A 15,871-nucleotide genomic window follows, 5' to 3' on the forward strand; every position below is an offset into this window, starting at 1 on the left:
TTCGGGGGAGTCGCGCGAAGGAGGTGCGGGGGTGCCGGTGGAGGTCACCTGGTGGGGACACGCGACCTGTGCGATCCAGGATTCGGGCACACGGGTGCTCACCGATCCCCTGTTCGCCGTGCGCCTCGCACATCTGCGCCGCCGCCGGGGCGCGTTGCCCCCGGCGCGCGCCCGGCGCGCGGATCTGGCGCTGGTCTCCCATCTGCACTCCGATCACCTGCACCTGCCGTCGCTGGCCGAACTGGAGCCGGGTACCCGGCTGCTGGTGCCCCGGGGCACCCCGCGCGCGGTGCCCGGGCTGCGACGGCTGCGCGATCTGGACATCACCGAGGTCGAGCCCGGGGACGAGGTCCGGGTCGGTCCCCTACGGGTACACGTGGTCTCCGCCCGGCACGACGGACGGCGGCTGCCGTTCGGCCCGCACCGCTCCCCCGCGCTCGGGTACGTGGTCGAGGGCGAGGGGCGGACCTACTTCGCCGGGGACACCGGCCTGTTCGACTCCATGGCCGAGGAGGTCGGTCCGGTGGACGTGGCGCTGCTGCCGGTGGGCGGCTGGGGGCCGTTCCTCGGCGAGGGGCATCTGGACGCGGGGCGGGCGGCGCGGGCGCTGGCCGGACTCGGGCCGCGCTGTGCGGTGCCGGTGCACTACGGCACGTACTGGCCGATCGGCATGGACGCGGTCCGCCCGCACGAATTCCACTCCCCCGGCGACGAGTTCGCGCGCCTCGCGGCCGAGGCCGCGCCCGGGGTCGCGGTGCACCGGCTCGGGCACGGGGAGAGCGTACGGCTGGAGGTCGCCCGGTGAGATGCCCGGCGGGCCTGGCCCTGCTGGCGGCGGCCGCCCCTCAGGTCGTACCGCCCGAGTCCACGCAACAGGCTCTGGGATACCCGTCGTTGTTCCTCCTCGTGCTCATCGGGGCGCTGGTGCCGGTGGTGCCGACGGGGGCGCTGGTCAGCTCGGCGGCGGTGGTCGCCTTCCATCAAACGGCTCCGTACTCCCTCGCGTTGGTCTTCGTGACCGCCTCGCTCGCGGCCTTTCTCGGGGACGCGGCGCTGTACTGGCTGGGGCTGCGCGGGCTGCGTTCGCAGAGCGGCTCGCGCTGGCTCGAGGCGATACGCGACCGGGCGCCGGAGGAGAAACTCTCCGGTGCCCAGGAGAAGCTGGCGGACCACGGGGTCGCGGTGCTGGTGCTCTCCCGTCTGGTCCCGGCGGGCCGGATACCCGTGATGCTCGCCTGTCTGCTGGCGAAGTGGCCGCTCAGACGCTTCGCCCGGGGGAATCTGCCGGCCTGTCTGGCGTGGGCGGTGACGTATCAGCTGATCGGCATCCTGGGGGGTTCGCTGTTCCCCGAGCCGTGGGAGGGCGTGGTGGCGGCGGTCGCGCTGACGGTGCTGGTCAGCGCGGTGCCGGGGGTGGTACGGCGGGTGCGGGGGCGGTGAGGGGGCTCGCGCGTACGGGGCGCGGTCCCGGGTCAGTCCAGTACCCGTGAGGCCCCGATCGGCAGGTCCCACAGGTCTTCGCGGTCGTACCCGGCCTTCTCCCAGGCGGTGCGCACGCGCGTGAGCGGTTCCAGGACCGGTTCCGCCGAGAGGACGAAGGTGCCCCAGTGCATCGGCGCCATCCGCCGGGCGCCGAGATCCTGGACGGCCCGGACGGCCTCCTCGGGGTCGCAGTGCACATCGCTGAGCCACCAGCGCGGGTCGTAGGCGCCGATCGGCATCAGGGCCAGGTCGATGCCGGGGTAGCGGCGGCCGATGCGGCCGAACCAGTGGCCGTATCCGGTGTCCCCGGCGAAGTACACGCGCTGTCCGTCGGGCGCGGTGAGCACCCAGCCGCCCCACAGGCTGTGACAGGTGTCGGTGAGGGTGCGCTTGGACCAGTGGTGCGCGGGCACGAAGTCGAAGCGGACACCGTCGAGTTCGGCACCCTCCCACCAGTCCAGCTCGGTCACCCGGGTGAACCTCCGTCTGCGGAACCAGCTTCCGAGCGCGGCGGGCACGAACAGCGGTGTGTCACGCGGGAGTCGGTCCAGCGTGGGCGCGTCCAGGTGGTCGTAGTGATTGTGGCTGACGACCACCGCGTCCACCGGGGGGAGCGCCTCCCAGGGGATGCCGACCGGCGTGACGCGGGCGGGCGTGCCGAGGATGCGGCGCGACCACACCGGGTCGGTGAGCACGGTCAGACCGCCCACCTGGACGACCCAACTGGCGTGCCCCACCCAGGAGGCGGCGACGGTACGGGAACCCACATGGGGCAACGGGCCGGGTTCGTAAGGGAGTCGGGGAATGTCGGCGAGGCCCTGCGGGTCGGGGCGTATGGAACCCTCGCGGGCGAAGCGGGCCATGGCCTTCAGGCCGGGCAGCGGCGTGGTGAGCCGGTCGTGGAAGGTGCGCGGCCACACCCGGCGCTCCCCGAGCGGGCGCGGCTCGGCGAGCGGCGGAAACGCGGGCGGGAGCGGGGACTTGGGCGTTCCGCCCGCGGGAACGGTGGTGGTCGTGCCGACGGTCGCGCTGGTCGCTTCGGGGGTGGTGGCGGTGGACCCGGGCTCGTGCGTCTGCTGCGTCATCGAGGATGCTCCCATCGCTGAGCGTCGTCACGGAGATCGTCGAAGACGGACCCCAAGGACATCAACGCGCGTTGCACATGCGGCAGTTCCATCGGTGTGGGTGAGGTGAGGCTTTCGGTGCGTTCCGCGTCGGTCGTGCCCGTCAGGGGGCCGGTGACGAGCCGTACCCGCAGCGCGCCGAGGTCGTCGCCGAAGCGGTGGCCGCCGGGGGCGGGCACCGGGAGCCGGGCGGTGAGGTAGTCCTCCAGTTCCTGGGCGTCGCCGACACCCCGCGCGGCGAGCGCCTCGCGCAGCGGGCCGAGGTCGGCGTACAGCTGGCGGCCCGCCTGCGGCGGCCGGGCGAGCGCGCCGCCCGCGACGACCGCGTGGCGCACGGCGGCGGCCAGCCGCGCGTGCAGCCGTACGGCGGCCTCGCGGCGGTCGGTGACGGGCCCGGGTTCGTCGAGCGCGTACCGCGCGGCGTCCGCCACGGGCGCGGCGACCCGGGCGCCGAGCGCGGTGAGCGCGTCCAGCACCCGCGCGTGCAGCCCCTCCCCCGCCGGACCGGCCGGGAAGCGGGCGACGGCGGCGGGCCAGCCGGGCGGGAGCAGGGCACCGGCCAGGTCGCTGACGACGGTCACCCGGTCGGGCAGCATCTCGGCGGGACTGAGCAGCACGGTCTCGTGCGGGGTGTGCAGGGTGTCGCGCCAGGTCTCGTCGCTGACCAGGTGCAGCCCCTCGGCGGCCGCCGCCTCGACCGTCTCGTACAGCGGCTCGGGCGGGGTGACGGTGCCGGTCGGGTCGTCCGCGACGGACAGCACGAGGAGCCGGGGATCGCCGCCCTCGGCGCGCACCCGTCGGACGGTCTCCAGCAGGGCGTACGAATCCGGTACACCCCCGCTCTCGGGCGGCACCGGCACAGGGAAGACGCGTCTGCCGAGCAGCCGGGCGCACGGCTCCCACCAGGCGGCGTGCGGGCGCGGTACGAGCACGTCGCCGCCGTCGGCCGCGAGCGCCGCGGTGATCGCGAGCAGCAGCGCGGGGGCGCCGGGGGCGGCGGCCACCCGGTCGGGAACGGTGGGCAGCGCGCGACGGGTCCAGTAGCCGCAGGCGGCCTCCAGCAGACCGGGGGCGCCCCCGACGGGCTGGGCCGGGGCGCGGTCGGCGGCGGCCAGGCGCGCGGCGAGCTCGGGCAGCACCGGCAGGCCGTCGCCGGGCAGGGACGGGCCGTAGCGGACGGGGCCGTGGCCCTCGGTCTCCGTCGGTCGCATCGTCGCCTCCGCGCGCTGGGTGTGCCGCTGCCGCTCACTCGCCTGGTGCCGTGTGACCCATGTGCCGGTAGTGCCCTCGGTTTGGTGTGTACCCGGTGATCGGCCCGGCATGGCTGCCGGCCCGGGTTGCTCTGGTCACAGCACCGGGCGTCAGACGTCGGACGCGCGCCGTCGCCTGCGGTGCGGATACGGCACGCCGATCCGGTGCAGGGCGGCGGCGCACGCGGCGGCGATGAGGGCGGCGCCCGCTGTCAGCAGGGGGACGGAGCCGGTGAGCGATCCGCCGGTGCCGGCGTCGACGCCGTGCTGGACGGTGGGCGGGCGGTCGCCGGTGTCGTGGCCGGTGCCGGGGTGGTCGCCCGTGCCGCTACCGGTGCCGGTGCCGGGCCGGTCCCCCGTGCCACTTCCGGTGCCGGTGCCGTCGCCGGAGTCGGGACGGTCGCCGGTGTCGCCACCGCTGTCCCGTCCCGGAGTCTGGCCGGTACCGGGAGCCGCCTTGCCGGGCGCCGGGGAGCGACCCACGCCGGTTCCGGGCACCTGGGAGCGGCCCGCACCGGCACCGCTGCCGGTCCCCGAGTCCGCCCCCGGCGTGTCCCGGGCCCGGTCAGGCACTCCGGGCGCGACCTGCTGGTCCACCGCGTCGGGCACGCCGGAAGCGTCGGGCACGTCGGAAGCGCCCTCACAGTCCCCGCCCCCGGCGCCATCCTCGGGGGCGCCCCCGAGAGCGTCGTCCGGGATGTCCCCGGGAACGTCCTCGGGGATCTCCGCACGAGGCACGGCAGGGGCGTCACAGGCGGCGGCCACCGCCACCGCCCGTGCGGCAGGCGCGTCCGCCCGTGCGGCAGGCGCGTCCGCGCCCCAGCCCGAGGCGAAAGCCGCGGTCGGGCCGGTTATGACGAGCGCGGTGGCGGCCGTGAGGGCGCGGGCTGTGCGGTGCATGGGGAGGGCTCCTCGGCAGGGCGGCGATGACGGCCGACGCCTGTCGGCAACCGGTACCGCGCCGGTCGTCGGCCCGTCTGCGGGACACGGCTCTCGTGCCCTCGCCTGCCATCACAGCCCGCCGCGCGCCGCACCGCGCGCGGCCGGACCCCATTCGCGGGACGCGGACGCCCACGCGGGTGATCCCGGCCGCCCGAAAGGGGCTCCCTCAGGTCCCGGACGCCCCCGGCGCGGCCGCATCGCCACAGCCCCGCTCGCGGGCCCCCTCGCGGGTGCGCCCCGCGCTGACCAGGCGGCGCGGGTTGCGGCGCAGGTACTCGCCCTCCAGCTGCGCCATGCGTTCGTTGTGGGCGCGCAGCGCGTCGTTCGAGCCGTACAGGAGCGTGTCGTGGCGTGTGCGGTGGATGGTCTCCAGCTCCTTCATGAGCTGCTGATCATCCAGCCGGTTGGGGTCGACTCCGGTCATGGTGGTACCCCGCTCGTCGTGTCCGGGTTCCCGAGGTGTGTCCGCTGTGCCGGGATTGTTCGCGTTCCCTGAGCTCCACTGTACGAACATCGGGGTCGACGGGCCTGCGGCGCGGGCTCAGCGGGCGCGCTCCACCCGCCGCTCGTCCCACACCGGCTCCGCGGTCTCCCGCACCCGGCCGTCCTCGCCGAAGACCAGGTAGCGGTCGAAGGAGCGGGCGAACCAGCGGTCGTGCGTGACCGCGAGGACCGTGCCCTCGAACGCCTCCAGGCCCTCCTGGAGTGCCTCGGCGGACTCCAGGTCGAGGTTGTCGGTGGGCTCGTCGAGGAGCAGGGCGGTGACTCCGGCGAGTTCGAGGAGCAGGATCTGGAAGCGCGCCTGCTGGCCGCCGGAGAGCCGGTCGAAGGGCTGCTCGGCCTGGGCGGTCAGCTCGTAGCGCCGCAGCCGGGACATCGCCGCGCCCCGGTCCTGGGCGTGCTCCTTCCAGAGGATGTCGAGGAGGGGGCGGCCCTGCAGCTCGGGGTGGGCGTGGGTCTGCGCGAAGTGGCCGGGTACGACGCGGGCGCCGAGCTTGAAGGCACCGGTGTGCGCCACGTCCTCGCCCGCGAGCAGGCGCAGGAAGTGGGACTTGCCGGAGCCGTTGGAGCCGAGCACCGCGACGCGTTCGCCGTAGAACACCTCCAGGTCGAACGGCCGCATCAGACCGGTGAGTTCGAGCCCCTCGCAGGTCACGGCGCGGACGCCGGTACGGCCACCGCGCAGCCGCATGGTGATGTTCTGCTCGCGCGGCGGCTCCGGGGGCGGTCCGGCCTCCTCGAACTTGCGCAGCCGGGTCTGCGCGGCCGCGTACCGCGACGCCATCTCATGGCTGACGGCGGCGGCTTGGCGGAGGTTGAGGACCAACTTCTTGAGCTGGGCGTGCTTCTCGTCCCAGCGGCGGCGCAACTCCTCGAAGCGGGCGAAGCGTTCACGCCGGGCCTCGTGGTAGGTGGCGAAGCCGGCGCCGTGCACCCAGGCGTCGGCCCCGGCGGGACCGGGCTCCACGGAGACGATCTTCTCGGCGGCGCGGGCGAGGAGTTCGCGGTCGTGGGAGACGAACAGGACGGTCTTGCGGGTCTCCCCCAGCTGCTGCTCCAGCCAGCGCTTGCCCGGCACGTCGAGATAGTTGTCCGGCTCGTCGAGCAGGAGCACCTCGTCGGGGCCGCGCAGCAGCGCCTCCAGGACGAGCCGCTTCTGCTCACCGCCGGAGAGGGTGCGCACCAGGCGCCACTGGGCCTGGTCGTACGGCACCCCGAGCGCGGCCATGGTGCACATGTCCCACATGGTCTCGGACTCGTACCCGCGCACCTCGGCCCAGTCGGCGAGCGCCTGCGCGTAGGCGAGCTGCGCGGCTTCGTCGTCGACCGTCATGATCGCGTGCTCGGCCTCGTCCACCGTCTTCGCGGCCGTGCGGATGCCGGGCGGGGCGACGGAGACCAGCAGGTCGCGCACGGTGGTCTCGTCCCGTACGGAGCCGACGAACTGGCGCATCACGCCGAGGCCGCCGCCGACGGTGACCGTGCCGCCGTGCGGCTTCAGCTCGCCGGAGATCAGCCGCAGCAGCGTGGTCTTGCCCGCGCCGTTCGGCCCGACCAGGGCCACCACGGCGCCCTCTCCGACCCGGAAGGAGACGTCGCCGAGCAGCGTCCTCCCGTCGGGGAGGTGGTACTCGAGATGCGCGGCTTCCAGGTGTCCCATGCGGCGCATTCTCCGGTGGCACGACAGGCGCGTGCAAACCCGTTTCCCGTGGCCGCCGACGGGGCCCGCGACCCCGACGGCCCACATCGCGCACAAGGAACCGCCGCTTCGGGGTAGTCGGACGCCATGAGCCCTGATGTCGACCTGACCGCCGTCCCCCTCCCCGGCCGCTCGGTGCTGCGGCGGCTGCTCGCCGCCGACGCCCGGCTGTTCGAGGTGGCCGCCGAGCGGAACTGGCCCGGCGCCGAGCGCGTCCTGCCGAGGCTGAGCCGGAGCGCGAACCACGGAGTCCTGTGGTTCGCCGCGGCCGCCGCCATCGCCGCGACGCGCACCCCGCGTGCCCGCCGGGCGGCGGTGCGCGGCATGGCCTCGCTCGGGCTGGCCTCGCTGACCATCAACACCCTCGGCAAGCGCTCGGTGCGCAGGCCGCGCCCGGTGCTCGCGCCGGTCCCGGCGGTCCGGCGGCTGAAGCGGCAGCCGATCACCACGTCGTTCCCCTCCGGCCACGCCGCCTCGGCCGCCGCCTTCGCGGCCGGTGTCGCGCTGGAGTCCCCGGCCTGGGGCGCGGCGGTGGCGCCGATCGCGTTCTCGGTGGCGATGTCCCGGGTGTACACGGGCGTCCACTTCCCGAGTGATGTGCTGGCCGGTGCGGCGCTCGGCGCGGGTGCCGCCTTCGCCGTACGGGCCCTGGTGCAGACCCGTGCCCAGGCGCGGCCCACCGCCCGGCCGTCCGCCGACGCCCCGGCGCTGCCGGAGGGCGAGGGCCTGGTGATGGTGGCCAACCAGGCGTCCGGTACCGCCGACCGGGTGAGCGTGCTGCGTACGGCGCTCCCGGCCGCCGAGATCGTCGAGTGCGCGCCGGAGGACGTGGTCGCGGAGCTGGAGAAGGCGGCGACCCGGGCCCGGGTGCTCGGGGTGTGCGGCGGCGACGGCACGGTGAACGCGGCGGCGGAGATCGCGCTGCGGCGCGGGCTGCCGCTCGCGGTGCTGCCCGGCGGCACCCTCAACCACTTCGCGTACGACCTCGGCGTGGAGGACGAGCGCGATCTCGCCGACGCCCTGCGTGGGGGCGAGGCGGTCCGGGTGGACGTGGGCCGCTTCACCACCGACACCGGCTCGGGCGTCTTCCTCAACACCCTCAGCCTCGGTGTCTACCCCGAGCTGGTGCGCGAGCGGGAGCACTGGTCGCCCCGGATCGGCGGCTGGGCCGCCGGGGTGCTGGCGGCGCTGCGGGTGCTGCGCGCCGACTTCCATCCGCTGGAGGTGGAGGCGGCCGGGAAGCGCCGCGCGCTGTGGATGCTGTTCGTCGGCAACGGCCTCTACCACCGCCGGGGCCTCGGGGCGGGCCGCCGTACGGACCTGTCGGACGGGCGCCTGGACGTGCGGGTGGTGAACGGCAGCGGTCACCCGGCGCTGCGGCTGCTCTCGGCGGCCGTCGCGGGCCCGCTCACCCGCTCCCCCGCCCACGCGGCCGTCCAGCTCGGCCGACTGCGCCTCTCCGGCATCGCGCCCGACACACCGCTGGCCTACGACGGCGAGGTGACCCCGGTCGGCGGCCGGATGACGCTGGAGGTGCTGCCCCGCGCCCTCACGGTCTACAGCCCGCGCGCCACTGTGAGTTGACGTATCGTCGGTCCACATAACGAAACGCTGGTCTCACGATGCGGCGCCCGGGCGTAGCGTTCGGTCCAGCACGGCCACGGTGTCCGCAGCGGCCCCGTGGCCGGACCGTCGAGCGGTGAGGGAGATCCGGCCATGCCGAAACCGCGGGAGACCGCCGTCTACACGCACGGACACCACGAGTCGGTGCTGCGCTCGCACACCTGGCGCACGGCCGCCAACTCGGCTGGATATCTGCTGAGTTCGCTCAAGCCGCACATGAAGGTCCTGGACATCGGCTGCGGTCCGGGCACCATCACCGCCGACCTGGCCGCACTGGTCCCGGACGGCCGGGTGACCGGCATCGACCGCGCACCCGGAATCCTGGACCAGGCCCGTACGACGGCGGCCGAACGCGGCCTCGGCAACACGGACTTCGCCGTGGGCGACGTCCACGCCCTGGACTTCCCGGACGACACCTTCTGCGTGGTCCACGCCCACCAGGTGCTCCAGCACGTGGGCGATCCGGTGCGGGCACTGCGCGAGATGGTCCGGGTGACCCGGCCGGGCGGGATCGTCGCGGTGCGCGACGCGGACTACGCGGCCATGACCTGGTACCCGGCGGTGGACGGCCTGGACGACTGGCTGGACCTGTACGAGCGGGTCGCCCGCGCCAACGGCGGCGAGCCGGACGCCGGGCGACGGCTGAAGAGCTGGGCGCTGAAGGCCGGGCTGCGGGACGTCACGGCGACCTCCAGCACCTGGACGTTCGCGACAGAAGAGGAACGTGCCTGGTGGAGCGGCCTGTGGGCGGACCGCACGCTGGCCTCGGCGTACGCGGACCGCGCCGTCGGGGGCGGGCACGCGAGCGCCGGGGAGCTGCGGGCGGTCTCGGAGGCGTGGCGGGAGTGGGGGCGGCGGGAGGACGGCTGGTTCGCGGTGCTGCACGGGGAGATCCTGTGCCGAAAGGACGACAGCCGGGACTGAAACCGGCCGTCCCCCGCGCTCGACGCCCTCCCCAGCCCTCAACGCCCTCAGCTCACCATCGCCTCCTCCACCAGCAGCTTCGCCGTGGCCATGATGTTCGCGGCGTCGATCCCGGCCGCGTGCAGTTGTTCGGCGGGCGTGGCGGAGCCCGGCATCGTGCGCACCGCGAGCCGTACCAGGCGGGGCACCGGGCGGCCGTCGGTGAACGCCTCCACGACGGCGTCCCCGATGCCGCCCTCCTCGTGGTGGTCCTCCACGGTCACCAGGCAGCCGGTGTCCTCGGCGGCCCGGCGCAGGGTCTCCACGTCGACCGGCTTGACCGAGTAGAGGTCGATGACGCGGACGCGGATGCCGTCCTGGGCGAGCCGGTCGGCGGCGGTGAGCGCCTCGGGGACGGTGACCCCGGCGGCGACGACGGTCAGCCGGTCCTCGGCGCCGGAGCGCAGGACCTTGCTGCCGCCGACGGGGAACTCCTCGTCGGGGCCGTAGATCACCGGGGTCTTGCCGCGCGAGGTGCGCAGATAGCGGATGTCCTTCAGGTCGGCCATGGCGGCGGTGAGCCTGGCGGTCTGGTTGGCGTCGCACGGGTACAGCACCGTGGAGCCGTGGACCGACCGGAACATCGCCAGGTCCTCCAGGCCCATCTGGGAGGGGCCGTCCTCGCCGATGGCGACGCCCGCGTGCGAGCCGACCAGGTTGATCCCGGAGCCGCTGATCGCGGCCATGCGGACGAAATCGTGGGCGCGGGTGAGGAAGGCCGCGAAGGTGGCCGCGTACGGCAGCCAGCCGCGTGAGGCGATGCCGACGGCGGAGGCGACCAGCTGCTGTTCCGCGATGTACGTCTCGAAGAAGCGGTCGGGGTGTTCCTTGCCGAACTGCTCGGTGCGGGTGGAGTCGCCCACCTCGCCGTCCAGGACGACCACGTCGCTCCGGGCCGTGCCGAGCGCGGCGAGGGCGCCGCCGAAGGCATCCCGGGTGGCGACCTCGTCGCCCACGTCCCAGCGCGGGAGGCTCAGCGGCTCGGTGGTGGTGCGGCGCGGGGTTCCGGTGGGCGGCTCGGCAACGTGGACGCGCGCGTCGCGGCGGCCGCCCAGCTCCTCGACGGCCTCGTCGGCGGCGGCCAGCGGCTTGCCGTGCTGGCCCTCGCGGTCCTCGACGGCGGCGACACCCTTGCCCTTGAGGGTGCGGGCGAGGATCGCGGTGGGCTGTCCGGTGGTCGACAGGGCCTCGCCGTAGGCGCGGTCGACGGCGTCCACGTCGTGGCCGTCGACCTCGATCGTGTGCCAGCCGAAGCCCTGGAAGCGGCGGGCGTAAGCGTCCAGGTCGTGGCCGTGCCGGGTCGGGCCGCGCTGGCCGAGCCGGTTCACGTCCACGATGACGGTGAGGTTGTCCAGGTTCTCGTACGCGGCGGTCTCGGCGGCCTCCCACACGGAGCCCTCGGCCATCTCGCTGTCCCCGCACAGCACCCACACGCGGCTGTCGGAGTGGTCCAGCCGCTTGGCCGCCAGCGCGATACCGACGCCGACGGGCAGCCCTTGGCCGAGCGATCCGGTGGCGGTCTCCACCCAGGGCAGCCGGCGCGGGGTCGGGTGCCCCTCCAGGCGGCTGCCGAGCCTGCGGAAGGTGAGCAGCTCGCCGTCGTCGACGACCCCGGCGGCCTTGTACGCGGAGTACAGCAGCGGCGAGGCGTGGCCCTTGGAGAGGACGAAGCGGTCGTTGGCGGGGTTGTCCGGGCGCTCGAAGTCGTAACGGAGGTGGTTCGCGAGCAGGACGGCCATCAGGTCCGCGGCCGACATGGAGGAGGTCGGGTGACCGGAGTTCGCGGCCTGCGCGGCCCGTACGCTGTCCACCCGCAACTGCTGTCCGAGTTCGGCGAGTTCGGCGGTGTTCATGAGTCTCCTTCCGTGGGGTCCGAGACGGCCGGACGGCGTCCGGGGCCAAGGCCGCCGCCCACGGTCACCGTGCGTGAGCGCAGGGTGCAGCGGCCCGTCCGACCTCCTCCGCGTATCCGGAGGGGCGCCGGGCAAACGCCCCGTGGGTCATCGGGGCGACGACCACTCCCCCGGCGTCGCCGGAGGAGACGGCCTGCGCGGGCCGGGTGGACGGCCTGTGCGGGCCCGGTCGCCCCAACTAGGCTCGCCCGTATGGAGATTCTGGGCGCCACACTGCGTATCTGCGTCGACGACCTCGAGACCGCGATCCCGTTCTACGAGCGGCTGACGGGCACCCCGGCGCACCGGTTCGGGCGGGGCGGGGTGCAGGCCGCGGCGATCGGCTCGTTCCTGCTGATGAGCGGGCCGGAGGCCGAGCTGGAGGTGCTGCGCAAGGTGACGGCGACGATCGCGGTGAAGGACGTGGACGAGGCCCACCGGCAGCTCACGGAGCTGGGCGCGCGCGTGGTGGCGGGTCCGCTGGCGACCCCGGCGGGCCGGAACCTGCTCGCGGTGCACCCGGACGGCACGGTCTTCGAGTACGTGGACCAGCCGGGCTGAACGGGATTCCCGGCCGAGGCGCGGGCGCCGGTGCCGGCCTCGGCCCGCATCCCGGCCGTCAGCCCCCGGCGCGCATCTCGGTCGTCAGCGCCCAGCGTTCGTGATCGCGCCACTCGCCGCCGACCTGGATCATCTTCGGCGAGAAGCCCTCCAGACGGAAGCCCGCGCCCCGCGCGAGCGCGATCGACGCGGTGTTCCCGGGCTGCACGTTGATCTCCAGCCGGTGCAGACCGAGCGGCCCGAAGGCGTACCCGATCACCACCTCCAGCGCCTCCCGCATCAGCCCGCGCCCGGCGGCGTGCGCGAAGGCGCCGTAGCCGAGGGCGCCGCACTGGAAGCCGCCCCGGACAATGTTGTTGATGTTGATGAACCCGGCGATGTCTCCGGAGTCCTTCTCGCAGACCAAGAATCCGGCCCGCGCCGGATTGCCGATCAGCCGGGCGGCGTACTCCGCGTAGGCCGCCTCGCTGTCGGGCATCGCCAGCCACGGCGCGTGCAGGTCCTTGCTCTCCCGCACCCGCCGGACGAACTCGTCGCCGTCCTCCATCCGGAACCGCCGGACGGCGACGCGGGGGCCTTCGGCTGCGTAGTGAATCGAAGTGTGCGGCATCGGCCCAGCCTAAGCCTCAACCGCCTTGCCCTTTGACCGGGTCGGCCGCGCGATCACGGGTGAGGGCGACGACCAGCGCGCGCGGGTCGTCCGCGTGGAACCTGAGGGTGCGCACCAGGCCCCGCGCGCCCAACGGGCGTACGTACGGCACCGGTTCGGCCAGTCCACCGTCACCGTGGTCTGGCCGCCCACCGAGAGGTCCAGCTCGCCGTCCGGACCGGCATGGCGGTCTCCGCGACCGACCCGAAGAGCAGCCCGTACATCATGGCCGCCTGGGGCTCGGCGTAGGGAACGACAGGGGCGCGCCGCGTCAAGGTCAACTCACCGCAGCGCCGGTTCCTCCAAGGTCAGAGTGCCCTGGTCCGCGTCGAGTTCGGCCGCCACCCCGAACGGGACCGTGAGCGCGTCCGCGCAGTGTCCGAAGCCGAACTCCTCGGCGACGGGCACCCCGAGGGTGCCGAGACGGTCGGCGAGCATGGGGCGGACCCGGTCGTAGGGGTCGCACTTCTCCCAGGAGCCGAGGAGCACTCCGCGTACCCCCTCCAGCCAGCCGGAGCGCAGGAGTTGGGTGAGATAGCGGTCGAGACGGTACGTCTCCTCGCCCACGTCCTCCAGGCAGAGCAGTCCGCCGTGTGCCGAGGGGCGGGCGTGCGGGGTGCCCAGTTCGGCGGCGAGCAGGGAGAGACAGCCGCCCAGGGTGACACCCCGGGCCCGGCCGGGCACCAGGGCGCCACCGCCCGAGGCGATGACCTGAACCTTCTCCGGGGCGAGCAGGGTGAGCCGCAGCTGCTCGCGGGCCCGCTCGCTGCCGATGAAGTCGATCCCGGCCGCCATCGGGCCGTGCAGGGTGACCAGGCCGAGCCGGGTGGCGATGGCCTCGTGCAGCACGGTGATGTCGCTGAAGCCGACGAACACCTTCGGCCCGGCCGCCCGCATCGCCTCCCAGTCGAGCAGGTCGACCATGCGCTGCACGCCGTATCCACCGCGCGCGCAGAACACCGCGTCCACGGACGGGTCGCACCAGGCCCGCTGGAAGTCGGCGGCGCGGTCGGCGTCGGTACCCGCGAGGTAGGCGAACTCGCCATGCCGGTCCAGGACATGGGGTGCGACGACCGGTTCCAGTCCCCAGTCGCGCAGTACGTCGAGGCCCGCGCGCAGCCGTTCGCCGGGCACCGGTCCGCTGGGCGCGACCACGGCGACCCGGGCTCCGGGGGCGAGCCGGGCGGGGCGTACCAGTTCTCTCATGCGTCCAGTTCTCTCATGCGTCCAGCTCCAGTGTCGGTACGTCCATCACGTCCAGCCCGAACACCTGGGCGTACAGGGAGAGTTCGGCCTCCAGCGCGCGGACGAGGGTGTCGGCACGTCGGAAGCCGTGCCCCTCGCCCTCGAAGGTGAGGTAGGCGTGCGGGACGCCCCGGCCCGCGAGTTCGGCAAGGAGGCGATCGCACTGGACGGGCGGGCAGATCACGTCGTCCAGGCCCTGGAGCAGCAGGAACGGCACGGTGAGCCGGTCGGCACGGGTGACCGGCGAGCGCTCGGCGTACCGCTCGGGCACCTCCTGGAGCGGTCCGACCAGCGACTCCAGGTAGCGCGACTCGAAGTCGTGGGTGTCGCCGGGGCCCCAGGTGGCGAGGTCGAGGATGGGGTAGCTGATCGTGCCGCACGCGTAGACGTCGGTGCCGGTCAGGGAGGCGGCCGCGGTCCAGCCGCCCGCGCTGCCGCCCCGGATCGCGAGCCGGTCCCGGTCGGCGGTGCCCTCGTCCGCGAGGCCGAGGGCGACGGCCGCGCAGTCCTCGACGTCGACCACGCCCCACTGCTCGCGCAGCCGCTCGCGGTAGGCGCGGCCGTAGCCGGTGGAGCCGCCGTAGTTGACCTCGGCGACACCGATGCCGCGCGAGGTGAAGTAGGCGATGTCGAGGTCGAGCACGAGCGGCACCCGGCTGGTGGGACCACCGTGCGCCCAGATCACATACGGCGGCAACTCGCCCTCGGGGGCGTCGCGTTCGGGGTGCTGCGGCGGATAGACGTGGGCGTGCACCTCGCGGCCGCCGGGTCCGGTGAAGAGGCGGACCTGCGGTTCGGGGTAGTAGGCGGGGTCCACGGCGTCCCGGTGACGGGCGCCCACGGCACGGGCCCGCCCGGTGACGGTGTCCAGTTCGACGACTTCGTACCCGCTGCGCGGACTCGCGCCGACGGCGACGACGCGAGCTCCGTGCGCGGTCAGCGTCGGGGCGTACTCGGTCCAGGGTCCGGCCGCGTCGGCCACCTCGCCGGACTCGGGATCGAGTATCCCGAGCACGGCGGCACCGCGCCCGTGCAGGACGGCGACCAGCCCGTTGTCCAGCGGCGCGAACCAGCGCAGGCCCAGCTTCCACAGCGGGCCGCCGAACTCCTCCGCGCGCGGGCACAGCGGGGTTCCGTCCCGGTAGAGATTCCACCAGCCGTCGCGGTCGCTGACGTACAACAGCCGTCCGTCGACGGACCATTCGACCTGGGTCACGGACTCCTCGGGCCCGCCCGCGACGACCGCGGACTCGCCGAGACGGCCGTCCTCCCCGACCTCGGCGACGAGGAGTTCGGTGCCCTCCCACGGCATCCGGGGATGGTCCCAGCCGAGCCACGCGGCCCGCCGCCCGTCCGGCGACAGACGCGGCCCGGTGACGAACCGGTACCGCTCCGGGGCGAGTTCGCGTACGGCCGTACGGTCCTCGGCGGCCGAGCCGTCCAGCGGTACGGCGGCCAGGACGCGGCGCAGATCGCCCGGCCCCTCACCGGTGAACTCCTCAAGGACGCACCAGACTTCACCCCGGGCGAGGTCGATGCGCGGCTCGGCCCAGCGCAGTCCGCCGCCGACCGGAGAGAGGGGGGTCAACGGGCGTGGCTCGGCGCCGGGTTCACGGACGTAGAGCCGCTGGTCCGCGAAGTGGGTGAAGACCAGCAGGGGTTGACCGTCCTGGGGCACGGCGTCCCAGGGGCGGCCGCCGTACTCGATGACGCGGTTGCGCACGTTCCACGGCGCGGGCAGCACCGTCTCCTCGGTGCCGTCGGCCGTGCGCCTGACGAGTGCGCGGCGACCCCCCTCGGCGGGCCGGGGCTCGGTCCACCACACCTCGTCGCCGACGAACCCGGCCCACTCCGGGTGCCCGTCGTGCGCGGCGGCCAGGGCCGCGTCGACGGGCGAGGGCCAACTGCCGTACGCCTGCTCGATCATGTCCTCCCCCATC

General features: G+C 74.4%; 14 protein-coding genes and 1 pseudogene. 5 read left to right on the forward strand and 10 right to left on the reverse strand.

Annotated features, from left to right (window positions below; translation table 11 throughout):
- The first annotated feature begins 31 nt into the window (after nucleotides 1-31).
- Complete coding sequence (locus tag AB0E91_RS02335; RefSeq protein WP_361773852.1) at nucleotides 32-805, forward strand: MBL fold metallo-hydrolase; 774 nt, start codon at nucleotides 32-34, stop codon at nucleotides 803-805.
- Nucleotides 806-819: 14 nt separating this feature from the next.
- Nucleotides 820-1,440 (forward strand): VTT domain-containing protein, encoded by a 621-nt coding sequence (locus AB0E91_RS02340; protein WP_361775129.1) that lies wholly within the window; start codon nucleotides 820-822, stop codon nucleotides 1,438-1,440.
- A 32-nt stretch (nucleotides 1,441-1,472) separates the two neighbouring features.
- Here AB0E91_RS02340 and AB0E91_RS02345 read toward each other — a convergent pair whose 3' ends face one another.
- The 5 genes from AB0E91_RS02345 to AB0E91_RS02365 all read right to left on the reverse strand — a co-directional run bounded on the left by AB0E91_RS02345 (nucleotide 1,473) and on the right by AB0E91_RS02365 (nucleotide 6,959).
- Nucleotides 1,473-2,567 carry an MBL fold metallo-hydrolase gene (locus tag AB0E91_RS02345; protein ID WP_361773855.1) on the reverse strand — a complete coding sequence of 365 codons (1,095 nt, stop codon included), beginning with the start codon at nucleotides 2,565-2,567 and terminating at the stop codon, nucleotides 1,473-1,475.
- Nucleotides 2,564-3,817: an aminotransferase class I/II-fold pyridoxal phosphate-dependent enzyme gene (locus AB0E91_RS02350; RefSeq protein ID WP_361773857.1), complete on the reverse strand. Its 1,254-nt coding sequence runs from the start codon at nucleotides 3,815-3,817 to the stop codon at nucleotides 2,564-2,566. The genes AB0E91_RS02345 and AB0E91_RS02350 overlap by 4 nt, the downstream gene beginning before the upstream one ends.
- A gap of 150 nt (nucleotides 3,818-3,967) precedes the next feature.
- Complete coding sequence (locus AB0E91_RS02355; protein WP_361773860.1) at nucleotides 3,968-4,756, reverse strand: hypothetical protein; 789 nt, start codon at nucleotides 4,754-4,756, stop codon at nucleotides 3,968-3,970.
- 208 nt (nucleotides 4,757-4,964) lie between these two features.
- Nucleotides 4,965-5,222, reverse strand: coding sequence for a DUF6158 family protein (locus AB0E91_RS02360; protein WP_361773863.1), 258 nt, complete (start codon nucleotides 5,220-5,222; stop codon nucleotides 4,965-4,967).
- A gap of 117 nt (nucleotides 5,223-5,339) precedes the next feature.
- Nucleotides 5,340-6,959: an ATP-binding cassette domain-containing protein gene (locus AB0E91_RS02365; protein WP_361773866.1), complete on the reverse strand. Its 1,620-nt coding sequence runs from the start codon at nucleotides 6,957-6,959 to the stop codon at nucleotides 5,340-5,342.
- Nucleotides 6,960-7,085: 126 nt separating this feature from the next.
- Between AB0E91_RS02365 and AB0E91_RS02370 the strand changes: the two genes are divergently transcribed.
- Nucleotides 7,086-8,582 (forward strand): phosphatase PAP2 family protein, encoded by a 1,497-nt coding sequence (locus tag AB0E91_RS02370; RefSeq protein WP_361773868.1) that lies wholly within the window; start codon nucleotides 7,086-7,088, stop codon nucleotides 8,580-8,582.
- 132 nt (nucleotides 8,583-8,714) lie between these two features.
- A complete protein-coding gene (locus tag AB0E91_RS02375; protein WP_361773871.1) occupies nucleotides 8,715-9,545 on the forward strand; it encodes a methyltransferase domain-containing protein in 831 nt (276 codons plus the stop codon).
- Nucleotides 9,546-9,592: 47 nt separating this feature from the next.
- On the opposite strand, the gene AB0E91_RS02380 is transcribed toward AB0E91_RS02375, so the two are convergent.
- Nucleotides 9,593-11,437, reverse strand: coding sequence for a transketolase (locus AB0E91_RS02380; RefSeq protein ID WP_361773874.1), 1,845 nt, complete (start codon nucleotides 11,435-11,437; stop codon nucleotides 9,593-9,595).
- Nucleotides 11,438-11,689: 252 nt separating this feature from the next.
- On the opposite strand from AB0E91_RS02380, the gene AB0E91_RS02385 reads away from it, so the two are divergent.
- Nucleotides 11,690-12,037 carry a VOC family protein gene (locus AB0E91_RS02385; protein WP_361113672.1) on the forward strand — a complete coding sequence of 116 codons (348 nt, stop codon included), beginning with the start codon at nucleotides 11,690-11,692 and terminating at the stop codon, nucleotides 12,035-12,037.
- A gap of 58 nt (nucleotides 12,038-12,095) precedes the next feature.
- On the opposite strand, the gene AB0E91_RS02390 is transcribed toward AB0E91_RS02385, so the two are convergent.
- From AB0E91_RS02390 to AB0E91_RS02405, 4 genes and pseudogenes are all read right to left on the reverse strand, one after another.
- Nucleotides 12,096-12,647, reverse strand: a complete 552-nt coding sequence (locus AB0E91_RS02390) for a GNAT family protein (protein ID WP_361773877.1) — start codon at nucleotides 12,645-12,647, stop codon at nucleotides 12,096-12,098.
- A gap of 16 nt (nucleotides 12,648-12,663) precedes the next feature.
- Nucleotides 12,664-12,860 (reverse strand): annotated as a pseudogene (locus AB0E91_RS02395) (hypothetical protein); the annotation flags it as partial.
- Nucleotides 12,861-12,968: 108 nt separating this feature from the next.
- Nucleotides 12,969-13,892, reverse strand: a complete 924-nt coding sequence (locus tag AB0E91_RS02400) for an LD-carboxypeptidase (RefSeq protein WP_361773880.1) — start codon at nucleotides 13,890-13,892, stop codon at nucleotides 12,969-12,971.
- A gap of 13 nt (nucleotides 13,893-13,905) precedes the next feature.
- A complete protein-coding gene (locus AB0E91_RS02405) occupies nucleotides 13,906-15,870 on the reverse strand; it encodes an LpqB family beta-propeller domain-containing protein (protein WP_361773883.1) in 1,965 nt (654 codons plus the stop codon).
- Nucleotide 15,871: the final 1 nt, after the last annotated feature.

The sequence above is a fragment of the Streptomyces sp. NPDC026659 genome, assembly GCF_040638245.1.
Taxonomy (GTDB): Bacteria; Actinomycetota; Actinomycetes; order Streptomycetales; family Streptomycetaceae; genus Streptomyces.